The sequence below is a fragment of the Campylobacter sp. 2018MI10 genome (genome assembly GCF_018501175.1).
Lineage (GTDB): Bacteria > Campylobacterota > Campylobacteria > Campylobacterales > Campylobacteraceae > Campylobacter_E.
Map to the genome: position 1 here is coordinate 30,489 of NZ_JAHCZD010000009.1, position 26,769 is coordinate 57,257.

Below are 26,769 nucleotides of genomic sequence, written 5' to 3' on the forward strand. Positions count from 1 at the left end.
ACAGATTTTTTACTAAAACAATTATTAAAAAATAACTTCTTACTACTAGTCCACAAATATATTTTTCATTTTTAGAACATAATTAATAAGTAAGCATTAATAAATCTATGTTGTGTTGTAGCTATTGAATATTTATCTTTTATTATTAAAGGTTTTAATCATTTCATTGTTATAAAAATCTAGCTAAATTTATTAGAAATATTTTTTATAACAATTATCAAATAGCATTATCTTATTGACTGCACTTACGATTATTTTTTAACTACAATTTGAGCTTTTTAACGAATTTAAATCAAATTCTAAGATACTTTTCATAAATTACACTAAATCACCATTCAAAGCTCTTTTATGTTTTTAGCCAATCTTCTATACAAATTCTTTAAACTTCAAAACCTCATCAATTCTTACTATAAACTAAATAACCCCAAAACTAGATTTGTATTATAAATTTTAAAAATATATTATTTTTGTTTATTTATCTAAATTTTTTAAAATATAAACACAAATTATTTAAACAAGCTAATTGATTTAAGATATTCTTTTATGTATTTGTTAGCCCAAGGTAAAACACTATTTTGATTGCTTTTTACATAGTTTATACTACACATTTTAGCTATCATATCAATATCAATCGGCTCTAAAGCCCCAAGCAAACTACCATCAAAATAAATCCCATCTAATCTATAACAATTTGCAGCATTGCTAAAAGTTGAGTCTAAATTAACACTATTGCCTACACTATAATACAAAATATCATCAAGCATAAAAGTAAAAAAATGGTTATGTCCGTTATAAAAATCCTTGCTTGAATTATCTCTTAAATGTGGCTCTAACGCTATATCATACTTAGCAAAAACTTCTTCTATATTTTTATACTCTTTGGAATTGTGTTTATGAGTTAAACCTAAAGTCTTTTTGATACCTTTTCTAATGTCTTTTATAGATATTTCATATTTTTGATCTTCTAACCAGTCTAAAAGCTTTTCTTTCTCTTCTAGTTCATGAAAAACTCTTTCAAGCTGTATTTTGCTTACATATCTTGCATCTTCTTCTAATTTTTCATAAATACTTCTTACATCAGGTAAAATCTTTAACTCGGTTCTACTAATAAGACTTAGTTTATTGCCGATTTTTATGGCTAATTTTGGCTCATCTGGGTATTTTATTTTTTGATTTATAAAATCAATTAAAACATCTTTGGTATAACTATCAGTAGCTAAAAAATCAAATTTGGCATTTTTATAAATATACATAGAAAAAAACTCGTATTTTTTATCTTGTTTATAAATGTAAATTATCTCTATATTTTGCTCTTCTTTGTAATTAATTAGGCTAATCCTTTTTTCTACCAAATCCTTTCTTATTAATAGCTCTTGAGTGATTTTATCTAAGGTTTTATCATACTCTTGTTGATTATTTATTGAAATTTCATCTATACAAATATGCTGAGTATTTACACTAGCTTTATACTTATCTTGCAAATCATTATCTTTATAATAATCCTTAGAATAAACAATATTTAAGTTTAAAATCTTGTTAGCATTAGGATTAAAAAGACTTGATAAGCTTTCTTTTAGTTTAAATTCTAACGGCTTTCCTGCTTCATCTTCTAGGTTATTAATTATTAGTTTATAGCCCTTAAATAGCTCTTTTACACTCTCGTTTTTATGCTTATAATTTTTTATCTTTTCATAATCATTAAATTCCTTATCCAAATTCTTATTTTGTTCGTTTAAATAAGGCAAAAACTCAAAATCTAAATAATCCCCTAAATACTTTTTAATGTCATCAAATAGCCTTTTTATATAATAACACTTAGATTTTTTAAACTTTTCTAGGTTTTCAATTGATAAAAAATTAACACTAGCGTTTTTAAATGATTTTTCACTATATTTACGCATACCATCACCATCTTTATCTAAAACCTTTTTTGTAATGTGATGAAAAAATATTATGGATTTTGCTTTTTCGTAATCCTTATTCATAGGATAAAAAGTAGTTATTTTAAAAATTAATATCTTTTGATAATTTATTTCAAAATTTATTAATCTTATATGCTTACCATCTTCTTTTATAAAATAATAAAGCTTTCCAAGAGCGTTTGAAACATCACTGTTTTTACTAATTTTTGGAATGTAATTTAAAAGTATTTGATATTTGATATTTTCGTAAGGTAGTTGTTCATAAAGAATTTTTTCACATTTTATATCTTTATCTAAATTATTTTGAATCTCTAGTATATTAGTATCTTTTCTAACCATCATATACCAAGTTCTACCATAAGTATAAACAACGCTTAAAATATCTACTTTTTTGTTTTTCTTTAAAAAGTTACTATCAAAATATCCTTTGGTATTTTCAAATTTATAAAAATCAAAATCAACATTGATTTTATCTACTTTATAAAAATTATACTTGATTTTATTTGTAAAGCTCATTTTCATTTAAAATCCTTTATATTTTCAAAAAATACTTCCAAAGCTTTGTTATTTATTTGCGAGTTATTTTCATCTATTAAATATGGCAAAATAACCATTTTTAAGCCATCTTCATTAATTTCTCTTATACTAAACTCATCATAACCAGCCAAAAGATTAATAATAAAAAGTACCTTAGCATCAAGTGATTTCATTTTAGCTTTTATCTCATCAACTATCAAATATTCATCTGATTTATAAGATAATTTCCAATGTTTAAAATCTATATAAACAGGTAGTTTTTCGCTATTTTTTTCTAAAACAAAATCAAAAAATTCATAATGCTCACTATCAAGCTCACCCAAACTAAACTCGCTACAAAAATCATTAAAATAATCATCTAAAATACATTTACCAACAAACTCGCCTAATGAACCTTTATAAATGTTTTGAAACAATACTGGACTTAGAATATAAAATTCATCTTCGTTTTTAAAATCACAACACTTAAAACTTGTAGCAAACTCATTATCTTCAAAGAATTTACTAATCAAAGGATTTTTAAGTAAAATATCAAGCTTTGCATTGCTTTGGCTTACCTGATAGCAAGGTGCATTTGGCTCATCAAAATAAATGTTAACTTCTTTAAAATCCCCTTCATTTGTATAAAAATAATGCTCTTTATTATGCAAAAAATAAAATTCTTTAATAATTTGCCTAACTGGTTTTTCTAGTTCTTTTAATTTTCTTTTGGTGATTGTTGGATATCTTAAAACTACTTCTCGCAATTGTTTCCATAAAGCTATATCATCATCACTCCAATTTCTAGCTAAAAGTCCTTTTATATATTTATGCCCTTGATCGCTTACATAATTTGCCTTATTTATCATCATATCGTTTTGCACAGGTTTTGGTGTTTTTATTTTTTCTTGCAAATCATCAAATAGTTTTTGAGCTTCTAGTGGCAAAAATTCGTATTCAGAGATTTCATTAGCAAATACAATATCATTAAATCTATCTATTAAATTTAAAGAATAATAAATATAGATATTTTTATTTTTATTATTTGTTCTTGTGATTCTTCCTATCGCCTGGATTATCTGACTTGCCATAGCCAAATCAAAATGCTTTTGGTTTTTAAAACACATAAAGCTATATCCATTTGACCTAAAAATAGCCTTTGCATTATTTTTAAAATCTTTTTGAGCCAATAAGCCAAGATAATAAAACTCTTGTAACAAATAAAGATACTTTAAACGCTCGTTGTTTGTAGTATCATCGTTTAAAACTGGCTTATTATAGGTCAAATCTCCTAAAAATATCTCATCAAAATCTTTTTTATTATCAATATAATCAAGAGTTTTATAACTTAGTAAATCACCCTCATAAAAAGCCTTATCATACTGAAGATTAACACCTGCACCTATACTTGCATAAGATGAAATTACTACTGCTTTTTTATTTTTATCTAATGCTTTAGCTAAATCGCCTGATAAATTATCGTAATTTTTACTATCCACAAAAATACATTCTATATTCTTATAAAATATTTTCATTATCTCTGATATTTTATCTTGTGAATACTCACCATCTTTGCTTTTACTAGAATTTGCTCTGTTTAAAATCAATAAAGTTTGAGAACTTTCATGAGTACTAAAATCATCTATCACGCTAAATAGCTCTAGCAATCTATTTTTTGCAAAATTATCATTCGACGTAAAATAATCTTCACCTATTTTTTCTTCAATAAGATTACATTTGTAGTTATCAATAGCTTTGATATTTATATTTATATCATTATAAATTTCTCTTTTTTCATCTAACATATCTTGGATTTGCACTATCTCATCATCATCAGGCTCAATGTAATTTTCATCAAGCATTTTTCTAAGATAGCTTAGGTTATAGTTACTATAAACACTTTTGATAGTAGCTGTTGCTGATATACCATAAACTTTAGCTCTACTACATAACTCTAGCAAAATCTTTTCTGGGTTTGAATAGCTTGTAAAAAAGTCAATATGGGTACTACCTAGATGATTATCACTATCTTTTAAGTGAAAATAACTAAGCCCATGCGAATAATAACTAATGTCGCCTATTATCTTTTTATTCTTTTTATAATTTATAGTAGTAGCTTCTAAATGCTTTAAATGCTCGTTTAAAATCATAAGCTCATGAGCTAGGCTATATTTATAATTTGATTTATCATAGATTATTCTACTTTCATCATTTTGTATATCTTTTGCATGTTTTTCTATCATAGCGGCTGTGTTTTCTAGATAAAATCCAACCTGCCTTAAAAACTTATTAATACTCCTAATAAGCTCAAATATATTATATTTGGTGCTTTTGCTCTCATCTTTATTTACTGTTTTTATATCTACCTGATTTCGCTCTTCGTTAAAATCTAAAATAATATGAGATTTTCCATTACCTAAAACGCTTATATAAGTTCTATTTGATTGGATGATGAAATTATTGTTTTCTTCAACATCTATAGTCTTATAAGGATATTCTAAGTTAAATTTTTTGTATATTTCACTACCTAGTTCTTTTATTTTTTCAAAATTATTCAAACTATTTATAATTTGTTTTAATTCTAATTTGTTTTTCAAAAATGTTTCTAAGCGTTTTTCACTCTGTAAAATCCCACTAAAAATAACCCTAAAAAGCTCAATTATACACTCTCTACCATCTTGTAAATTAAGCAAATAATCAAAAATAGTTTCCTTGCTTTTATCAAATTCATCTATAAAAACAATATCATCTTGTAAATTATCAATTAAATTTAATGTTTTAATTTCATAGGGTTTATCATCTTTAAAAATTACTTGATTTTTTACTAAATCAAACGGAGATAAAAACTTATGTATGGTTAAAAATACCACCTTTTTATTTAAAAAATCAACTTGGGGATAGATTTGATAGATAGTTTTTTTATCTAAATTTTTAATTAATTTTCTAAATTTTTTTTCATGTTTTGACGCTTCTTTTTCTAAATTATAATTAGTCTCAAAATCTTTTTTAGCTCTTTCAAGTTCTTTTTTAATAGTTTTACAATCATCACTATTTATAAAATCATAATATTTATCACTTTTTATAAAATCATACAAATGCTCTTGCATACTTTTGTATTTATCACATTTACTGATATATTTTTCCAAACCCCTTTCTTTAAGCATATTTATAAACTTTTCATAATCTAATAATTTATGTTGATTTGCAACTACAAACACCCTTTCTAGCTTATTATTTTCTAAGTGGTTTATAATATACTCAAGCATCATATGAGTTTTTCCAAAACCAGTTGGAAGATTTATAAGCTTTAAACCATTGCTTTGTAAATTAAACAATTCCATTATCTCTCCTTTTATTTAATTTAATTGCTATACAGCTTACCAAAACCTACAAACATATGAAATTTGCAAAACTAATTCCACAAATTTATGCCTTTTTCTTGATAGATTTTGATGAATTTTTCTTTGTACTTTAGCTCTTCTAAGTCATTTAAATTTTCTCCTTCACAACATGCTTTTAGCTTATCTAAAGTCTCTATCATATCCTTAATTGCTCTTATATCATCATTTTGCCCCTCGTAAGGCTGATGCTTTACATCATCAAGCCAAAGCTGGTGTTTAACTTCTAAAATCTTTTTTAAAACCATTAGCTCATAATGAGCGTCCCAGTGTCTCCACTGCCAAATAACCTTAAAAAATCTAAATAAATTCTTTATCCCATAACCAAAATCAAACCAAATGTATCTAATAAACCCCATAGGCTTTTTGTATAAATACAACTTCAAACCATTCTTAAAACCAATCGGTTCATCAAGCTTTTTCATCACTTCTTCAATCGTATAAAGCCCTTTCTCTTCTTTCATTCTTATCCTTTATGGAATTGATTTTGCATTAATTTTGTTTATTAAAACACACAAAATAAATTCAAAATACCACTTATTTGTCCAAACAAACGAAACTTATTACTTTTCTTTATCAAGCCTTTTATTTAGTCTTATCACACTTACTAAAATCCCCAAACTTATAACTAAATTAAGCGTTGAATTTACCAACTCCATAACCATCCTTTTTAGTCTAATTATTGGCTAATTTTCCATTGCTACCAAAAAACATTCCATCTATTTTTTTCGCACTACTCATATCAAAATCAAAAATTTGATTTAAACTCTTGCACCCACTAAACATTCCTGAAAAATCTTCAACATTTTTAGTATTAAAACTAAGCTTTTGATTAAAACTTCTACAATCTATAAACATATTTCTCATAGTTTTTACGTTTTTAGTATCAAACAATATCTTTTTATTTAAACTATAACAATCATAAAACATAGCACTCATATCAGTCACATTGCCTGTATCAAAATCAAGCTCTTGGTTAAAATTATCACACTCAAAAAACATTCCGCTCATACTAATAGCACTTGAGGTATCAAAATCTAAAGGCTGATTAAATTCCCAACATTTATAAAACATATTGCTAAAATCTTTTACATTTTTAGTCTTAAAATTAAGCCTAGAATTAAAACTAAAACATTCACAAAACATTCCATTCACATTAGTTACGCTACTTGTATCAAAATCAAGCTCTTGATTAAATTCTTGACATTCACTAAACATATAGCTCATATCAGTAACTTTGCTAGTATCACTAAATATAATGCTTTTATCAAGCTCTGTACAAGCCATAAACATTTCACTCATATCGGTTACATTTTGAGTGTTAAACTCAATTTTTTGATTAAAGTTATAGCAAAGATAAAACATCTTGCTCATATTAACCACACTGCTTGTATTAAAATAAACAGGTGCGTTAAAATCATAGCACCCATAAAACATCTCACTCATATCAGTTACATTTTTGGTATCAAAATCTATTGCTTCGCTTGATAAACCCATACACCCTGCAAACATTCTTCGCATATTTGTTACTTTGCTTGTGTTAAAGCAAGGGGTGTAATAAAGCCCCTTGCATCCTTCAAACATACCTTGCATATTTGTAACACTTGAGGTATCAAAACTAAGTTTTACACCTATTCTCTCACTATCTTTAAACATATAACTCATATCAGTTACATTGCTTGTATCCCAAGTATTAATACCTTCAAAATCCCACCAAAAAACACCATCAAAAAGATAACTCATATCAGTTATAAGACTAGTATCTATCTCATAAAGTTTGATTTTTTGAGTGTTCAAAATCTCTTTTAATTTTTCTTTTGTAGTAGGTTTAAACATACGAAATTCCTATTTTAAATTCTTTACTTGAAGCTTTGCGATAAGCTTGTCTTTTTTATAGCTTTCATAAAATGTAGTACCTAGTAAAACTGCCGTAATAAGCGTAGGATATTCTACATCAGCAAAACCCTTTAAAATAAGCTCTAGCACAAAATAGACACTCATCGCCACCACCACCAAAACTTCTAAAATATACTTTGATTTTTTCATAATAATCCTTTCTAATTTGATTGTAATTTTTGTCTAATTTTCTTTGCGATTTGTTTTTTAAATGTCTCAAGCTTATTTAAAGCTGATGGATTAAAAATCTGCTCTATATTTTCAATAATTTCTTTAAGCTCTTTAATTAAATTTTGATTATCTTTTTTATTTTCTAAATGCACAAAATTATTTCTAATATTTGATACTTTACATCTTAAAATAAAAATCATTTTTAAGTATTTTTTAATATATTCATTTAAACCTTCCGTTTTAAAAATCTCATTCCAAAAAAATCCAAATTTATTTTCTCTTACAAGATGAACACCAAAATCTCCTACAAAATACCTATAAATACCCACATCTATGCCATCTTTTAAAGCTATCGCTGAGTTTATATAGTATTCTTTTTCACAAAAAAGCTTTGATAAAATTAAATAATTATTAAAAACCGATAAATTTTTATCATCTTCAACATTAATTTTTATCTCATCTATTCTAAAAAAATTAAAAATACCTAATATTTCTTGTCTAAAAGGATAAAAAATACTATCTTTTTTTAAATTTTCTATATTTATTTTTATTTTTTCATATAAAATAAAAATTTCTTTATATTTTGCAAATTGTAAAATCCTAGCAAATTCTCTAAGTTGCATATATAAAGGTTCATTTGTAGATAAATACGGCATTTTAAGAGTGTTTGAAAACCCTCTTAAAGCAAATGCAATATTACTAAAGCTACTTTCAAATAATCCTAAATAATCCTTGAAGTTTATCTACCTTTATTTCTGATTTATTCTTTTTAAACTCTAAAAAATCAATATCATAAAGCTTAGAAAGATTTAAAAATTCTATCATTTTAGATGTTTTTTGATTATTTAAGACAAATAAATATTTTTTATTAGTATCCATTTTTCGAGCAACTTGTGAAACAATGTCTTTTTTACTATCTATTAAAAATAAATTTTGATTTTTTGTTTTTCTAAATTGCTTATAAGTACTATTAGAACAAAAAATATTAAATTTTATATTTTTATAATACTTTTTTATAAAATCTCTTTCATTTAGATATTTTTTTGATTTATTTTCGTATGTGTATTTAGCACTATTTGATTTCATTCTTGCATCAAGTGATATTAAAATACATTCATGATATTTATTTTCTTGTTTTGACTTTGTTTCTTTTTTAAGCTTTGCAATTATTTTTGCTTGTTCTTTTTTACTTGGCAAAAATGGTTTTAAATCATTTAGTATTTCTAGCATCACCAACCTTTATTTTTGAATAATTATAATAATTTTTATTTTAAAAAGCAAATTTTAACATTTTTATGATATAAATAGAAAAATAATTATAAATATTTCTTTTTAGGATAGCAAAATGAAGGTTAATGATAAAGATTTAATGCTAATTGATTTAATTTATGAAAAAATTTCATCTAAGGATGAGCTTGCAAAAGCTTTAAATGTAAGCACAAAAACCATTGAAAATAGAGCAAAAAATCTAAGCCTGATTTTAAGGTATAGCAAAAGGCTTGAAGGATATATTTTCACTGACTTGCTCCCAAAATACATAAGCCCAAAAGTTGTTTTTAAGCATATATTTGCTGAGCTTGAAAACGCAAACCTTGAAAGCGAATTTAAATGGCTTTTTAACGAGTATTTTTGCTCACAAGAAAAGCTAATTGATACTTCAAAACTATCAAATCTAAACCAAAAAATTATCATGCTAAATCACGCAATAAATCATAACATTTTGATAAGTTGTGAGTATAAAAACGAGAGAAAAATTATTCAAGCAAACCAGTTAAAGGTATCTAATTCTAAACGCTATCTTTATATCACTTACGACAAAAAAAACGGCGAAAACACAGGAGAGCATAGAACATTTGCTCTTAATTCTATGAAAGATATAATGGCTTTGGAGTATGTAAAAAATGGCGGATTTAAAAACACAAAAAGTGGAAATGCTTTTGGCTATGCTGAAGGTAAAAAAAGCGTAATTTTATACCTTAAAAATGAAGCAGCGAGTTTTTTTAAACGTGAAAATCCAAAAAGTTATAATTTTAAGTTTTTAAGCGAAGATGATAACGGGATAGAAATTGAGTTTTTCTACTCACCAAGCTCGGTTGAACTTGAAAGTTTCATCGCTTCTTGGCTACCACTAATTAGCATAAAAAATGATAGCGAATTAGCCCAAAACATCTACACAAACATCCAAAACAACCTAAACGAACTAAGGAATTTAAAATAGGAATTTCGTTTGTTTATGATTTTAAATATCTTTCAAATGCTTTTTGGTCGTAAAAATATGAAAAATGTATTTTTTTTACCTTCGAATATCTCAAATTCTATAAAGCCTTCATTTTGGTTATTTTCAGTATCACTTGAAAACACAAATATATTTTTAATAACTTTATAAGTTTTTTCATAAGATAGCTGATAACAAAACTGCTTTATCGCATCTCCTATGCCAGGATTTTTATATATTGTTTTACCATCAAACTTTATATCATAATATTTAGCATCATATATTTCTATAGTATTTTCATCTTTATTTTCAATAATAATATCAAGCTCTAAAGCGTCTTTTTCACACTATTCCACTCATATACCATTTTAATTTTAACAAATTAACTTTTTTTATTTAATATTAAATTCACCCATTAATACTACTATCAAACCTAATACACAACCAATAAAATTAATAGTATATATCTTTTAATTAATAATATTTTTTATATACAATGCTTGTAAATATAATTTCATTAACTAAATTTCTAACTTCTCTTATATTGCTTGATGCTCCAATATATTTATATACTTCCTCTTTAACTTTTTCTTTAGTAATAAATTTTTTATCATCCTCAAGTATTTTACTAAAACATTCGTCTATTTGTTTATTGATAATAACTTCTAAATTTTGCTTACTGATTGAAAAATATTCAATGCACATATTAACTCTGCTAAAAATTGGCTCTCCCAATTTTTCTTCAATCTCTTCTTTGTTTAAACAATTTGTAGTACATATTATCAAAGATTTTTTCAATTTCACACAATAATATTTATCTTCTAAAATTCCCTCATCAAACAGTTGGTAAAAAGCATTATAATAATTACCATGAACTTTATCAAATTCATCAAATAAAATAATATTACTTGTTCTAGCCAATAACTCTTGTGCTAAAGATGGTTTTTGATGCTCTCCACCAAAAATATATTCATGAAATGAGCTAGACTGAAACATTGAAAATTGCTTTCTAAATAATTTTTCACCAAGTTTTTCACTTAGCATCTTTACAGTTTCGGTTTTACCAACACCAGGAGGACCATATAAAACAACAACATAAGGTTTATCTTGATTATTATAGTGTACCATATTGTATAAAGCAGAGAGTATTTTTAATTTCGCTAATTTTTGACCAATAATAACCTTGTCAAATGAGTCATAAATATTTTTAACAAATTCATCATTTATTTCTTTGTAATTATAATAATTAATATTTGCAGATAATTTAAATTGATTTAGTATATTCTTTGGTGGATTATGAAAATATATTTCTTTTGGCTCTACTTTAGATAAAATAATTTCCATCAAGTTATTGAAACCACTATCGCTTAATCTAGAATAGTGATTATTTTTTATAATCATACAATCAACTTCTTTTTTATGTGTGGTTATTAAATCAGTTGGAAAATCAATGAAATACTGCTCAAGCGTGTATGGATTATTTATTTTTTTAACTTCATCTTGAAAATAATTTTCAGGTCCATAATAAACATTAAACTTACACATTTTTCACTCCAGCTAGCAATACATCATATACATCTAGCTCTTGCTTTGCATCATTAAAGCCGTTATTGTCGCAACTATCTTCAAGCAATGATTGTGAAAAATCTTTTTTGTCTACAGGTTTAATAAAATTATCTAAATCCAGTTGATTCTTATGTATTTTCCCAACTTTAACAGCAATATAACTTAATCTCATAAGCTTTAAGTCAGTTATAGCATATCCATTTTTAAATGCATTTAAATTAAACCTTAAAATACTTTCAATACCATTATTTTTAAATAAACACTCATAATACCCTTTTCCTTCCTTCAAAGCTTGATCTATTTTAGAGATATTTATATCTAAATCATTGGTTGCAAATTTTCCATCAATCATATTTAAAAATGGACTAACAGTTTTAACGTAGGTGATTGAATTTTCATAAAAATAAACTTCAATATTATTAAACTCATTAATCTTAACTTCATTTTTATGCTTTTCAAAAAAATGTAAAAAATCAGTTATTGGTAAATTGGTAGTATACCCTTGCTTTATTTCTTCAATGTTTTTTAAGATCTCAGAATTGCCCCCTACACCAAAAATACTTACAGGAATTTTGAGATGTGCAAAAAATGAACCTTTCTTAGTATTATTTTCTGTTTTTGTTGTAGTTGTTGTCTTTTGACCCTCGTTAAAAATATTTACCATATCTAACGCAGAATCTAAATCAAAATAAACTATTTTAATATATTTATCTTTATATTCTAAAGTAGAATTATTATCCATTATTGCTCCAAATACAATTTATTGTAAGAACACTCACTGGCATTCCTATAATTTGAACATCAAACTTTAAGCTACTTTCAACCATTGTTGAGGCATTGTGAATTCTAAATGAAAATTGCCACCCATTATTTAAATAAAGCTCTAATGTATTTTTACTATCTTTTTTAAAATCTAAATAAATTATTTGATTTGGCAAACACACCAAAGGAATTTCAAATTGACTTTTCATGCCTAAGTCTCCGTGCATATTATAGGCTTGTATTTGAGTTATTTGTTTTTTATCAATGCTTATTAATTTATAAAAATCAAATTCACCCAATAAATATTCCACCATAGATTTTGCAACTTTTTCTTGATTTAAAGCGTATTGTTGTAATATCTCGTTTCTAAAAGCATTTAATAATGGAATATACACATTGTCTTCTTTATTATGTAATTCACTCCATTTTAAGCCTTTGCTATTATCTAAAAAATCAAAAATTGGTTTAATCTTACTCCAGTAATTATCAGAACATTTAAACCCATACCATTTTTGACCAAAGTCTAATTTTTTTGATAATCTTGAATGTTTTACAGCAAAATGATTGTGCTTAATGCTAAGTCCAATTTCCCAACTAATATCATTTCTTTTTATTAAAATATCTCTTACATCAGCATTTTTACCTTTATCATCTGATTGAATTGAAAGCTCCACTTCACTATCACTATTTTCTAAAATCAATGGTTCTAATTCAAAAATTTTACCTATTCCAGCTAAGGCACTTGTTTCATAAATACCTCTTTTGATATCATTCAAACTATCCCAAGCTTTTTTAGCTGCATCATAACTGCTATTTTCAAGCACTTTTACTTTTCTATACTTGCTTATTTCATACTCTAAATTAATTAAATAAGCAAATTCATAAGCTCTTCCTTGATTATTACTTTTATTACTCATTAAATCCCTTTTAGTGAACTATTGATTGCTTTTGCCATTTCATAAGCTAAATTAATCGGAACAGCATTACCTATCATTTTATAACCATCTTCAAGCTTATTATAATAAAATTTAAAATTATCATCAAAACCTTGAACTCTAGCACACTCTCTAACGCTAAGTCTTCTATATAAACTCTCAAAACCTTCTTTGAAGACATGTTTATTTTTATCCACTTTTGGCATTTTCGGAGCTTGTGGGTGTAATTGAGCTTGTCTTCCAGAAGCTTGAACGGTAAATGCTGACTCGTTCCAGGAGCGAACCCTATTTCTGCTCATAAAAATAGATGAGTAAGAACCTACAAAATACTCATGATTGCTTATTATACAATTGTTTCCATTGGTTTTATTTTTATCTAATGCGGCAATTGCACTATCTTTTAAATCATATATAACATCTTTAAAAGTTATTTTATTCTCATATGGTTTTGGAGGAATAAATTTTAATTTTAAATCTTTCCTAAAGCCTACATAAAAAACCCTCAACCTATCTTGAGCTACACCATAATCACTTGCATTTACAACATTTACAAATACATCATAACCAGCGTTTTCAAATTCAGAAATTATATTCTTCACAGCTTCGCTATGTCTTTTTGACATCATGCCTTTTACATTTTCAACTAAAAAAAATTTAGGGCTTAAAGCTTTTAAAATTCTAATATATTCATAAAAAAGCTGTCCTCTAGGATCATTTATGCCCTTTAATGCTCCTGCTTCACTCCAAGATTGGCATGGAGGGCCACCAATAATGCCATCACACTTTGGAAGTTCATTAATTTTTAAATCTTTAATATCTTTTTTTATAAGCTTTGCTTTATGATTTTTCTCATATGTTTCCCATATACTTTTATCATATTCATTGGCTACAAGTATCTCAAATCCAGCTTTTAAAAACCCCAAATCAAGCCCACCAGCACCTGAAAAAAGGCTAATTACATCCATTTTAATCCTTTCATATTTTAATTACATTAATTCATTCTCAATATAAATGGTAAGTCGCATTTAAGTGTCAAATTATAATTTATAAATTGATTTTTATTATAATGTTATTTATATAAAAATTTATAATTTTATTCATAATAATTTTACCTATAAAAATAACTCGCAAATAAAGAAGTTAATATACTTATTTTTATCCTAAAACAAACAAAATTTGTATCTCTAACACCATAGCCTAAACACCAACTACTTACCTTGTTTGCCTAGGTAAATTTTGATTAAGGAGTTTATGTAGTTTTCTATGTCATTTACTTTGTTGATTTTTGTTATAAAAGGCAGCATTTTTACTATGAGTTCGATTGCGATTTTGTTTTTGATACTTTCATCAAATTCAGGCACATTAGAAAACTTGCCAAACTCACTATCAAGCAAGGCAATGATTTGCCCCACATCATCCTTATCAAAATCCCTAGTAAGATTACGCTCAAGTGGGTCATCAGCCAAATCCTTTTTAAAATCCTTAGCCAAATCACAGCTAAGCTTGTAAAACTCGCTCTCACTAAGCCTTTTTGCCCTATAAACTTCTAAAATCTCTTCTATTCTCGCACTAAACCTTTCAAACATATCAGGGTTAAACACTTCATATTTTTTCACTTCTTTTTCTAGTGCGTTTAGCTTTCCATGAGCCTTCACCTCATCACTAAAATCACCCGCCACCCTTGAAAAATCATCGCTTAGTATATCAAGCGGTTCATTTAGCGTATAAATTTGCCCTACTTTTAAATGCTCATCTAGTAGCTTTTGCATACTTTGCTCGTATTCTTTTAGGCTAAAATCCTCAGCATAAAATACCTGTGCCGAGCTTCTTAGGCTTAAGTATTTTTTAAGGCTTTCTTTGATTTTCTCCTTTTCATTCTCGCTTAAACTTGCCCTTAGCTTACGAGTATTTAGCACCACCCCCACAAGGTTGCTAAACCTTGCTAAAACCTTGCAAAACCTATCCTTAAACGATAAATCCTTTAAAATCTTTAGCTTTTTTACTTCATCATCAAGCCCTGCAAACATCTCATCAAGCACGGCTAGACTCTCCCACAACTCATCTAAAGAGCCATCTATTTTAAAAACCGCCCCCACCAAATCACTCTCATCATATCCGCTAAGCGCGTCGTATCTACTAAGCGTGGTATCAAGCTCACTAAGTAGCCCTCTATAATCTACGATTATCCCCTCATCTTTGCCCTCTTTTAGCCTATTTACCCTTGCTATGGCTTGAAGTAGGTTGTGTTCTTTTAGGTTTTTATCTATATAAAGCTTTTTAGCACAAGGAGCGTCAAAGCCCGTAAGTAGCTTATCTACCACGATTAGCAAATCCACTTTCCTGTCCTTAAAATCACTCTTGCACTGCTCTTCATACTCTGCATGATTTAGCTTTGCATACTCATCGCTTACCCATTTTTCTTGCTCGCCTTCGTTTTCTTCTCCTGCGTTTGTAGATATCACGACCCTAACTTCTAAATCCCCAAGCTCTTTAAAAACTTTATAATATTTCATCGCCTCAAACTTAGAATTAGTAGCTAACATAGCATTAAATGGCGTATTTTTAAGGCTTTGTTTGAAGTCTTCGTTTATATCAAGTGCGATGTATTCAAGCCTTGAAATTGAAGTATGAAGCTTTTTAATTTTCGCCCATTTTTGCTTGATTTGCTCTTTTTGCTCATTACTAAGCCCAAGTGTTAGCTCATCAAATCTTTTTTCTAGCTCATCTTTATCGCTAAGACCAAGCTCTATCATTTTGTTTTCATACAAAAGTGGCAAGGTAGCACCATCTTCTACTGCTTCGCCGATATTATAAGTATGCAAAAGTCCGCCGTATTTGGCTATGCTTGATTTTTCTTTAGATAAAAGCGGCGTTCCTGTAAATGCTATGATGTAGGCATTTTCGCCTAAGTTATCAAGCATTTGCATATGAAGTTCGCCGTTTTGACTTCTGTGAGCTTCATCTATTAGGATAAATCTTGTTCTATTTTTTATATCTTTTAAATCGCTAAATTTAAAAATCGTAGTCGTGATAAGCCCCACTCCATCATCGTTTAAAAGCTCGTTTAAATGGCTTGTGTTTTTGGCGTGGTGCAAGGTGTCAAGATTTGCCGTGCCGTTTATGGTCGCTGAGATTTGCTCATCTAGTTCTATTCTGTCTGTGATGATGATTTTTTGGGCTGTGCTATTTAGTCTAGCTAGGATATTTACTAGCATTAGCATTGTGTAGCTTTTGCCACTGCCTTGAGTGTGCCATACTAGACCGCCGTGCTTATCTTTGATAGCTTTTATCACTTCTTTTATGCCAAAGTATTGTTGATAACGGCTTGCGATTTTGTTAGTTTTGTCTTTAGACTTGCTAAAAAATATAAAATCACTTATAAACTCAAGTAAATTTCTAGGCTTTAAGATATTGTTACACAGCACTTTTACGCTATCATCGCTGCTTTTATCCTTAAAGACATTGTAAAATTTGCTAGGCGTTAGCGTTGTGCCGTATTTAGTGATAGTGCCACAACTTGCAACGCAAAGCTGAATGAACTTATAAAAGTTCTCAATCCTATCTGGGTGCTGGTGGTTTAGGAGTTGGTTTATCGCTTCAGCTGCTCCAACGCACGAATTTTTAAGCTCAATGCTAACAAGCGGGATACCATTTACAAACAACACCAAATCAATCCTAGTGCTTTTCTTTTGCTCGTTTTTGGCGTTTGTAAGGCTAAATTCTTCTGTGATTATAAATGAGTTTTTAGATGGATTTTCGTAATCTATGTAGTTTATATGCCTTGAAGGTTTGCCTTTTTGCTCTAAGCCTTCACCAAGTAAAATAAGCTTTGTGATGGTTTCGTTGGCTGTGATTAGGCTGTTAATTGGGACTTTTAGTTTGTTTATCATTATGATGAGTTCATCATCGCTTAGCTGATAATTTGTCCTTAAAAACTCCTTAAGCTTAGCCAAAAGCAAAGGCTCGTTAAAATCGTTTTGCCTAAGCTCGTTGCATTCTTTTTCGCTTAAATACTGCCAGCCCAAATCCTTTAAAGTGTCTATAAAATACGCTTTTACATTGCTTTCTATACTAAAATCCATCGCTACGCCTTTGAAATTTTAAATACATTTTAAACAACTTGCATTAATTTAGACTAAATGCAAAAGCCCTTGCATAGCGGGAATTTATTTCGTGTATTTTTGGAATTTGAATTCGGAATCTAATTCGTGTATTTTTTGTGAATTTATTTTTGTATTTATGATTTAAATCAGTTATAAAATAATTTTTTACTCTTCTTGATATGACTCACTATCAAAAATACAATGACCAAAATTTTCATAAGCACCTAAGCTATCTACATAACTAATCCCATCTAAGATTACATCAGATTTTAGTTTATGGCATCCATAAAACATTTTTTCGGTGCATCTACATTCACTTCCAATCAAATATATTTTTTGGTTTAAATTTATACAATTTTCAAACATAGATTCAAAGCTTGTTGCACTAAAACTTTTAAATCTAATTTTTTGATTAAAACTAATGCAATTTTTAAACATATTAGAAAAATCTTCGCAGCTTTCAGTGTTGTCTAATATAATTTCACTATTTAAATTTTTACAATTTTCAAACATTGAGCGAAAACTTCCTGCCATATTAGTATTAAAATAAATATCTTGATTAAAACTAATGCAATCTTTAAACATAGAATGAAAACTAGAGCAATATTCTGTATCAAATCTAACCTTGCTATTAAAACTTTCACATCCTTCAAACATACCACTTACATCGCTTATGCAAAGGTTTGGCAAATCCATATTTTGATTAAAAGATTTGCAATTTATAAACATACAACAAGCATTATCTATGCTACTCACTTTATCAAATTGTATAGGTTGATTAAAATTAGCACAATCCTCAAACATACTCTCAGCATCTTCTATTTCGCCATTTTCATTAAAAATAATTTTTGAATTAAATACTTTACAATTTTTAAACATATTTCTAGTGCAAGTCGGAACTGCGCCAAAAACTATATCTTTATCAAACGATATGCAATTTTCAAACATACTATTAGCTTCAAATATAAAACTATTACCAAAATTAACTTCTTCATTAAAATATATGCAATTATAAAACATACCTTCGGTGCATTCTACATTAAAAGTATCCCAAGTATTTATACCACTAAAATCTCTTCTTTCACAATATTTATCACTATCCCTATCAACGAATAAATAACTCATATCTGTAATTTCACTCGTATCAATATCACCTAAATTGATACTTTCATCCCTTACTAATTTTCTTAATTCTTCAGTGTTTTCTGGTATATATTTCATAATTGCTCCTTTTGGATTAATATAACATAAATCAATAATACCTTAAATCTTACTCCCACCTTAACCTATCATTCAAGCTAATTAATTTAAAAAATGAATTTCCTATTTTAAATTCCTTTTTTTATTGAAGTAAATTTCGTATGTTTAGGGCTTTAATTTTATGGCAAAAATACACGAAATAAATTCCACAAAGTCCCAAATGTCACTTGCTTGGCTTTGGAATTTATTTTCGTATTTGGAATTTAAATTCGGAATTTCGTTTGTTTGGCAAGTTTAGGCAAACAAACGAAATTTGGTTTTAGCTTGGGATTATGGAATTTTTACGCATTGTTTTTTGCAAGGCAAATATACAAAACGCGAGAACTAAATAATAAGCTATATTAAGCCTTGAAACCCCACCATCTATCGCTATGGCTCGTTTTAACTCTGGGCTTTCATCTAATAACTTTGATGATTTTAGCTCGTTTTTGTAGTCTTTCAGGGTCTTTTTGGCGTTTAACTCACTCGTTGGCTCTTTGGCTAAAATCTGCTTTGATAAATCTAGTGCCTTTTGGCTGTCTAACTCATCTATGGCTTTATATAGATAATGATTTCTCGCATCTTCTGAAAACACCCCTAAAAATGGGGTTATTATACTAGGTGTGCATAATATACCGATAAACCCTGCTGCTGCAAAGCTTATAAAGGTATATTTGATATTGTTGGCTAATAATATAAAAATCATTGCCAAAATCCCTATAAAAATCATCGGTAAAAACACACCAAATTCTGAAACATTAAAGCTATAAGCCAAACGAAGACCAAGCAAACAAATGGCTAAAAATATAAAAATTAGCCAACCTTTATCCTTGCTAAAACCTTTTAAAACAAATAAAAATTCATAGCCCAAACAAAGTAAGAAAATCACAACGCTAACGCCATACATAGCTAAACCCAAATCTACAAGGTTACAAATACTATTTATGGTTTTTTCATCAAAAGACAAGCCAAAATTTATCATAAAATACCCACCGATGACACTTAGAGTAAATAAAAGTATCTTTAAAAAATCAGTGTGATGGTCGCTTGTGGCTCTATTTAATTTCAAAAACCATCTGTCAAATCTTTCTTTGATAGTGATTTTTTCTTCTTGATTTTCTTTATTTTCTTTATTTTCTGTATTTTTCAACTTACAATCAAGCTCAAGTTCTTTTGCGTAAAGCTCTAAAACTTTATATTTGCTAGCTTCTAGGATATTGTTTGTCTTTAAAAGAGCGTTTTTAAAGATATTTAGGCATTCTCTAACGCCTTTTATATCTATCAAATCATTTTTATTTTTTATCTCATATTTTAAATGGTTAAATGAATAATCCTTTATATCCACCAAAGGCATATCTAAAACAGCACTAGAGCTAAAACTTGCTGAATAAAAATTCGGTATTTCTTTAAACTTGGTTTTGTATAAAATCACTAGCTTTTCAAATATGCTTGATTGAAAATTTGGCGATATTTCAAAGCTAACATCACTAAAATCAATATTGTCTTTAACTTTATTTTCTATAAAATCAAAATGCTTTCTCTTAATATTAAAGAATTTTGCAATATTTATAATCTTTGACAAATGTGTATTAATAGGCATAAATTTAATATGTTTTGAGAATTTAGATTTTGCAAAAGATAAGTCTTTATTAAAAATACATTGTATAATTTTTACATCTTCTTTAAAATCACAAATGGTAAAATCAACCATTCCATCAAAAATACATTTTAAAATATTGACACATTTCAAAATACACCCATCTTTTGGGTTTGGAAAAACTACATCACCTTTAAAGTGAGTTTCAAAAATATTTAATTCACGCTTATGAATGTCGTAAATATAATTAAAATCATATCTTTTGTGGATTATAAAGTTATTAAAAATAAGCCTACCATCATTATTGTTGTCTAAAAATTGACTTGTAAATACAACATCTGATTTAAATTCTAAACTAGCTATGGTGTTTCCACCTTTAAATTTCATATTCCCAAAAAATACTGATTTTTCAAACACTGATTTTATTAAAAATAATCCACAGCTACACTCAATTAAAGTATTAATATCCTTACCCACTCCACTAAATATTACTATATCTTTAAAAATACAAGACATAAAATTAACTTTTTTTGCATTTCCTAAACCACTATTGTAAAAATTAAAATCTACATTAAACTGACTGCCATTAAATACTATATTAGTATTATTATTTTTAAATTTAAAATATGGATTATTATTAAAAACAACATTGTTAAACACAATTGTGTCTTTTAACTCACATTCAACAAGTGCAAGATAGGCAAAATTACTATTTTTAAAAGTTATATTTCTTGAAAAAGAACATTTATAAAAACTAAACATTTCTTGAAAAATAATTTTATCAAAAACTATATCTTCACTAGATACATCTTTGATAATTTTTAATTTTTCTGTTTTTGATTTTATGAAACAACAATTATCAAATCTTATTTCAATGTTAATATTAATGCGAGTTTCCATCTCACGCAAAAAAAGATAATCTGTTTGTATATCTTCTTGAAATTCTTTTGATAGTAAAATAAATAATTCTTTTAATACACCATTGCTAAAATTAAAATTTATATTTGTAAATACAATACTTTTTAAATCTTTAAAATTTTTAATTTTTAAAAAATTAATTAAACATATATAACTTTCTTTATTTTTTCCATCAATATCAATTATTAACTTATTATTAAAATCATATCTTGTTGAAAATGTTAAACCATCTCCAACAAAAATTAGCTCTAATTGTTTTTGTATTTCATTTAATATAACACTTTCGTTCTCGCTCATTTAAAATCCTTTACTCTTAGGTTTCCAGTTAAGAGTTCGGTTAGGAGGTGGGATTTGAGGGTGGTTTGGGCTGTTATTAGCTCGTTTAGGCACTCCAAACGCTCATCACACGCACTTAAGACTTCCCCTATCTTCTTCTGCTCTTCTAGGCTTGGGAGTTTTATTTTTATTTTTTCAATATCTTTTTTTGATAATCCAAGTTGAGCTGTCCCCTTTACAACCCTTTTTATCTCTTTATTTACTTCGCAAGAATTGATTAAAAATCTAATAAAATTTGGATTTTCAGTAGTGTTTATTTTGTAAATATGGTCGCCACAAATATATTTATTATCTTCTTTTATGGTTGCAACCTTTCCTATAATAAGTCCTTTTCCTATATCATCTTTTGGCATAACCAAATCATCAATTTTTAGAAAATCTTCTTCAAGGTTTGTTCTTTTGCTTGTATTTAATACTCCATCTTGCGTTACCGAACCCATATCTACTATAAAATATTTACCATCATCGCAAATAAATTTACTTTTTGAGTTACAACTTGCAAATGTCAAAATATCACCAAATTTTACTTCTTGCCAAGGGGTGGTGAAGTTAGCAAAACGGGTTTTGCCACTTAGTAGCTCGTTCATTAGGTGGAGTTTTTCTTTTTCTAATTCCGATTTCAAATTCTTTAGATTTTTTATATGCTCATCGCAACTACTTAAAATCTCGGCGATTTTTTCTTGCTCTTTTAGTAGTGGGAGTTTTATTTTTATGTTTTGAATATTTGTTTTTGATATGCCTAATACAGAAATTCCTGTTGCGATTTTTTTAAATTGTTGTCTTACAAAATCACTACATAAAAAATAAGCTCTAAATTTTTTTGCCAAATATTTATCATCAGCTCTAAATAAAAAGGTATGAAGACCTGCAACAGCTCGTTTTTGACCTATGTTTATAACTTCGGCACTTTTTGCAATACCTTCATAATCTTCTGAAGCGTCTGCGATAACCAAATCCCCATCTTGCAATAAAACCAAATCATTTGACTTAAGTTTGCTTGAATTAATCATCGGTGGATTGTGCGTGGCAAAATCTAAAAAATAATCATAAGTCGTATGTATATCGCCGTAATGTATATAAAAAATTTCATCGTTTTCTTGCAAATCTGCCCTAGAATTAGAATAAGTTTTTAAAAACTCTCCTATATCCCCCAGCCTTACTTCTTCCCAACAAATACTCATGATTTGTTCCTTGTAAGTTTTGCTATGCTTTTGTCAAAATCTGATTGGATTTTTTGAGTTTTGTTAAATATATCGTATTCGGTTTGTGCTTTTTGTATGGCTGTTTGATGAGAGATTTTGCCATTGTCTTTTAAAATCTTGTATTTTCTAAAGTTTAAAAACTCATCTATACTAGCTACAAAATCTTCCATAGTAAAAGTATTTTCCCTTTCTACCAAATCTTCAATATAGTCAAAATACCCACTCACTGCTCTTTCTAGTTGTTTTATCTCTTTTTCGCTTAGGTAGTTTTTGGCTACTTTGGTATCTAGCTTTAAAATTCTACCATTTGGAGCGTTTTTCCAAGTGCTTAGTCCCATATACTCTTTGGTGCTATCTGCTTTGTTATAAATAATCTCTGCTGCTGTTTGTCCTGTGATAGCATAGTGGAATTTGTTTTGCACTAAGGCATAAAAGTATTTTGTGATTTCTGCATTTTTATCATAATCGATACTACATTCTGCAAAAATATCAGTAATCTGCTGCCAAATACGACGCTCACTAGCTCTAATTGAGCGTATGGTGTCTAATAGTTCTTTGAAATAATCTTTGCCAAATACTTGGTTTGATTGTTTTAATTGCTCTTCGTTTATCGCAAAGCCTTTTATAATGTATGATTTTAAAATATTGTTAGCCCAAATCCTAAATTGAGTGGCTCTTGCAGAGTTTATTCTATAACCAACGCTAATAATCGCATCGAGATTATAAAAATTGGTTATTAGCTTAGAATTGTCACCATTCTCATCATCAATTAATTCTATTTTAGAGACAACCATCATTTCATCTAATTCTTTACTTTTAAAAATATAATCAAGATTATCTTTGATAATATAAGAATCAACTTCAAATAATCTAGATAATCCTTCTTCAGTAACCCATATATCATTATTTTTTAATACTACGTTTATTTTTAAATCGCTATCTTTAATATGGTATAAAATTTTCTGTAAATTACTAGTGTTTTCTATTTTAATTCTATTAATATATGATTTTAAATATTCTTCCGAAACATTAACTAATTTTATAGAATTTCTAATATTATCTTCAAGGTTTAATATCTTATCTCTTTGAAAGTCTTTAGTAGGATTACCTATGTAATATTTAAGCCTTTTTGTAAGCTCACTCTCTTGTCTTACAATACCTATAAATTTATTATCTTTATACACAATAGCTCTATTTTCAAATAAAGTTATGTAGTTATTTACAAACTTTGCATCCATACTTGCATATATTGGAAAAATAAAATCTTCATCAATATAAGAAGTTAGCCCAAAAACTTTTCTCATAGAATAGTAAGAAGCTATATCCCAACACATATTTTTAATGTTTTTAATAACTGTTTTATAATCTAAATTATTTGAATTTAAATCAATCTTTATAAATTGATTTCTATTTTTTTCAAAATAATCTAAAATAAATTCTAATAATTCAGAAAAATTAGTCCCATTTTCTTGCATATAATCAAATATATGTTTAATTGATTTTTTTATATCAAAATCCTTACTATTCTGAGAAATAATAGCTAAAACAACATAAGAATATATATAGTTATAATCGATATTCACTACAAAGTCATTAAGATTATTTCTAAAAAAATCATACATATTTTTAAAATGCTTTACATTGTATTTTAAAATACCTGTTTGGTTAAAATGCTCTATATCTAAACTTTTAAACTTGCATAAACTTTCTATATTTGAACATAATATATCCATTTGAAAATTAGCATTATCTTGTTTTTTTGATATTGTTTCTGCAATATAATGAAAAATATCAATATCAGCTACCCTATCTTGCAAAATATCTTGAATAAAAGGCTCAAAAAACAATAAATCATCTTTATTTCTGAAAACATTTGTATCAATTTCGTTGTTTTTAATAAATTTGATAATAAAAGAAGCTATGTTAGTATCTAATGTCATATTTAAAGAAACCTTAAAACCTTCCTTAAAATCACTTCTTAAAACCATAAAATATTTATATGAATTTAGTATGTCTATGGTAAATAAATCCATTGTTTGACTAGTTTCCTTCAAGCCATTTTTTATAGAATAAAACGTAGCTTGGTTTGGCTCGTGTCTATATTTTCTTATTAATGGATTATCTACAGCACCTATTTTATCGTTTGTGCCAACTATAAATGAATATCTTTTAAAATCATCATATTTATTTAGATAACGTTTATATAGCTCTAAAAGCTCATAATTGCTACTTACTTTTTGCAATTTTTCTACAAATTCTAAATATACTTGTGTAATCATAATCCTAACTCCTTTAGGTATCCTTGTAGTTTGGCGTTTGAGAGTTCTAGTTTGGTGTTTAGGCTGCTTATTTGCTCTTTTAGTTCGGTGTAGTCAATTTGCAAGGTTTCATCTTCTGCTGCTACATATCTTGGTATGTTTAGGTTGAAGTCGTTTTGCTCTATCTCTTCAAGGCTTACGACCTTGCAAAAGCCGTTTATGTCGGTGTTTCCGTGATAGGCGTTTAGGATTTTGTCAATGTCTTTTAGGGTGTTTTGGTTTTTGCCTTTTTCATAGCAAGAACTTGCGTCTATGAAAATCACTTTTTCGTTTTGCTCCTTGCTAAAAATCATGATACATGCCGGTATGCTCGTGCCATAAAAAAGGTTGCTTGGAAGTCCGATGATGGCTTTTAGGTAGCCTTGTTTTATAAGACTTGCTCTTATTTTGCCCTCGCTAGAGCCACGAAAAAGCACTCCGTGGGGCATTACTACGCCTAAGGTTCCGCCGTTTTTTAAAGACTTTATCATGTGGAGTAAAAAGGCATAATCGCCCTTGCTTTTAGGTGGCATACCGTAGTTAAACCTTGAAAATCTATCCTCTTTTAGCTCTTCATAGCCCCATTTATCAAGGCTAAAAGGTGGGTTTGCGACTATTTTGTTAAAGCGTCTTAAATTGCCGTTAGCATCTAGGTGAAGTGGGTTTGTGAGTGTGTCGCCCCACTTTATCTTAGGATTTGGGATATTGTGTAAGAACATATTCATAACGCATAGGGCGTAGGTTTGGGCGTTTTTTTCTTGTCCGTAGATGAAGTTGTTTGTGCCTTTTTGGCTTGCTTTTAGCAAAAGTGAGCCTGAGCCACAAGTAGGGTCGTATATCTCTTCGCCGTCTTTTATGCCGACTAGCTCGGCAAGTAGGACGCTCACCATGCTAGGGGTGTAAAACTCGCCGCCCTTTTTGCCTGAATCGCTTGCGAATTTTGCGATTAGATACTCGTATGCATCGCCTATGATGTCTTTGTTTTCTAGGCGGCTTGGGCGTAAATCAAGGCTTGAGAAGTCGTTTATGAGCTGTTTTAGGGTGGTGTTTCTTTGCTGAGTGTCGCCTAGCTTAGAAGGGTTGTTAAAATCTATGTGGGTGAATATGCCTTCTAGCTTTTCTTTGTTTAGCGTTTCTAGGCTGCTTAGGGCGGTGTTGATTAGCTCGCCTAGGTTGGTGGCGTTTTTGTGCTCTTGTAGGTATGAAAATGTTGAGTGCTCTTCAAGTTTAAAATCTAGTTGATTTAGTAGGGCTTTATAGACTGAGTCGATGCCACAGCTTTTGGCTTTTAGCTCGGTGGTTTTTTCGGTGTAGGTGTCGCTTAGGTATTTGATAAATAGCATGGTGAGAATGTAGTCTTTGTAATCACTGCCGTCCATAAGCCCACGGAAGGTGTTGCACGCGTCCCAGAGTTTGGCGTTTATCTGGGCGGTGGTGGTTTTGGGGGTTGGGGTGTCGGTTTGTGTTGCTTCGGTGCTTTTGTTTTGCTTGGTGGTCAGTTCTTTTTCGGCTTTTTGTTGCTTGGTCGCTACGCTTTGGATTGCTCCTTTATTATTGATTTGCGTGTCGGTCACTGTGCTATTTGAGGTGCCGTTAGTTTCGATTGTTTGGGTGTTTTTGGTTGTTTTTGTGTCGGAATTTATTTCGTGTAAATTGCTAGAATTTAAATTCGGAATTTCGTTTGTTTGTTTCATCT

At 28.3% G+C, this 26,769-nt stretch carries 18 protein-coding genes and 1 pseudogene; 1 reads left to right on the forward strand and 18 read right to left on the reverse strand.

Going from position 1 to position 26,769, the window contains the following annotated elements; genetic code table 11:
- Positions 1–506 precede the first annotated feature (506 nt).
- The 7 genes from KJR01_RS05455 to KJR01_RS05485 all read right to left on the reverse strand — a co-directional run bounded on the left by KJR01_RS05455 (position 507) and on the right by KJR01_RS05485 (position 9,133).
- On the reverse strand, positions 507–2,444 hold the full coding sequence (locus tag KJR01_RS05455) for a hypothetical protein (RefSeq protein ID WP_214117653.1): 1,938 nt from the start codon (positions 2,442–2,444) through the stop codon (positions 507–509).
- A complete protein-coding gene (locus tag KJR01_RS05460) occupies positions 2,441–5,779 on the reverse strand; it encodes a DEAD/DEAH box helicase family protein (RefSeq protein WP_214117654.1) in 3,339 nt (1,112 codons plus the stop codon). Before KJR01_RS05460 ends, KJR01_RS05455 begins: the two co-directional genes overlap by 4 nt.
- A 71-nt stretch (positions 5,780–5,850) precedes the next feature.
- Complete coding sequence (locus tag KJR01_RS05465; protein ID WP_214117655.1) at positions 5,851–6,300, reverse strand: hypothetical protein; 450 nt, start codon at positions 6,298–6,300, stop codon at positions 5,851–5,853.
- A 211-nt stretch (positions 6,301–6,511) separates the two neighbouring features.
- On the reverse strand, positions 6,512–7,672 hold the full coding sequence (locus KJR01_RS05470; RefSeq protein WP_214117656.1) for a BspA family leucine-rich repeat surface protein: 1,161 nt from the start codon (positions 7,670–7,672) through the stop codon (positions 6,512–6,514).
- Positions 7,673–7,681: 9 nt separating this feature from the next.
- Complete coding sequence (locus KJR01_RS05475) at positions 7,682–7,882, reverse strand: hypothetical protein (RefSeq protein WP_214117657.1); 201 nt, start codon at positions 7,880–7,882, stop codon at positions 7,682–7,684.
- 11 nt (positions 7,883–7,893) lie between these two features.
- Positions 7,894–8,559, reverse strand: coding sequence for a hypothetical protein (locus KJR01_RS05480; protein WP_214117658.1), 666 nt, complete (start codon positions 8,557–8,559; stop codon positions 7,894–7,896).
- A 55-nt stretch (positions 8,560–8,614) separates the two neighbouring features.
- Positions 8,615–9,133: a hypothetical protein gene (locus KJR01_RS05485; RefSeq protein WP_214117659.1), complete on the reverse strand. Its 519-nt coding sequence runs from the start codon at positions 9,131–9,133 to the stop codon at positions 8,615–8,617.
- A 115-nt stretch (positions 9,134–9,248) separates the two neighbouring features.
- Here KJR01_RS05485 and KJR01_RS05490 point away from each other — a divergent pair, with 115 nt between their 5' ends.
- Entirely contained in the window at positions 9,249–10,121 is an 873-nt protein-coding gene (locus KJR01_RS05490) for a WYL domain-containing protein (RefSeq protein ID WP_214117660.1), read from the forward strand.
- Between the two features lie 32 nt (positions 10,122–10,153).
- Here the strand turns inward: KJR01_RS05490 and KJR01_RS10460 are convergent.
- From KJR01_RS10460 to KJR01_RS05545, 11 genes and pseudogenes are all read right to left on the reverse strand, one after another.
- Positions 10,154–10,450 (reverse strand): annotated as a pseudogene (locus KJR01_RS10460) (LlaJI family restriction endonuclease); the annotation flags it as partial.
- A gap of 142 nt (positions 10,451–10,592) precedes the next feature.
- Complete coding sequence (locus KJR01_RS05500; RefSeq protein ID WP_214117661.1) at positions 10,593–11,663, reverse strand: AAA family ATPase; 1,071 nt, start codon at positions 11,661–11,663, stop codon at positions 10,593–10,595.
- On the reverse strand, positions 11,656–12,426 hold the full coding sequence (locus KJR01_RS05505) for a DUF6414 family protein (RefSeq protein WP_214117662.1): 771 nt from the start codon (positions 12,424–12,426) through the stop codon (positions 11,656–11,658). The genes KJR01_RS05500 and KJR01_RS05505 overlap by 8 nt, the downstream gene beginning before the upstream one ends.
- Complete coding sequence (locus tag KJR01_RS05510; RefSeq protein WP_214117663.1) at positions 12,419–13,363, reverse strand: HaeIII family restriction endonuclease; 945 nt, start codon at positions 13,361–13,363, stop codon at positions 12,419–12,421. The genes KJR01_RS05505 and KJR01_RS05510 overlap by 8 nt, the downstream gene beginning before the upstream one ends.
- Positions 13,363–14,346 carry a DNA cytosine methyltransferase gene (locus tag KJR01_RS05515; protein ID WP_214117664.1) on the reverse strand — a complete coding sequence of 328 codons (984 nt, stop codon included), beginning with the start codon at positions 14,344–14,346 and terminating at the stop codon, positions 13,363–13,365. Before KJR01_RS05515 ends, KJR01_RS05510 begins: the two co-directional genes overlap by 1 nt.
- Positions 14,347–14,589: 243 nt before the next feature.
- Positions 14,590–17,463, reverse strand: coding sequence for a type I restriction endonuclease subunit R (locus KJR01_RS05520; RefSeq protein WP_214117665.1), 2,874 nt, complete (start codon positions 17,461–17,463; stop codon positions 14,590–14,592).
- A 186-nt stretch (positions 17,464–17,649) separates the two neighbouring features.
- Positions 17,650–18,705: a BspA family leucine-rich repeat surface protein gene (locus KJR01_RS05525; protein WP_214117666.1), complete on the reverse strand. Its 1,056-nt coding sequence runs from the start codon at positions 18,703–18,705 to the stop codon at positions 17,650–17,652.
- Between the two features lie 298 nt (positions 18,706–19,003).
- Positions 19,004–21,535, reverse strand: coding sequence for a hypothetical protein (locus tag KJR01_RS05530; protein WP_214117667.1), 2,532 nt, complete (start codon positions 21,533–21,535; stop codon positions 19,004–19,006).
- Positions 21,532–22,755, reverse strand: a complete 1,224-nt coding sequence (locus tag KJR01_RS05535) for a restriction endonuclease subunit S (RefSeq protein WP_214117668.1) — start codon at positions 22,753–22,755, stop codon at positions 21,532–21,534. The genes KJR01_RS05530 and KJR01_RS05535 overlap by 4 nt, the downstream gene beginning before the upstream one ends.
- Positions 22,752–25,055: a RhuM family protein gene (locus tag KJR01_RS10230; protein ID WP_250325147.1), complete on the reverse strand. Its 2,304-nt coding sequence runs from the start codon at positions 25,053–25,055 to the stop codon at positions 22,752–22,754. The genes KJR01_RS05535 and KJR01_RS10230 overlap by 4 nt, the downstream gene beginning before the upstream one ends.
- On the reverse strand, positions 25,052–26,572 hold the full coding sequence (locus tag KJR01_RS05545) for a type I restriction-modification system subunit M (RefSeq protein ID WP_250325292.1): 1,521 nt from the start codon (positions 26,570–26,572) through the stop codon (positions 25,052–25,054). Before KJR01_RS05545 ends, KJR01_RS10230 begins: the two co-directional genes overlap by 4 nt.
- Positions 26,573–26,769 lie beyond the last annotated feature (197 nt).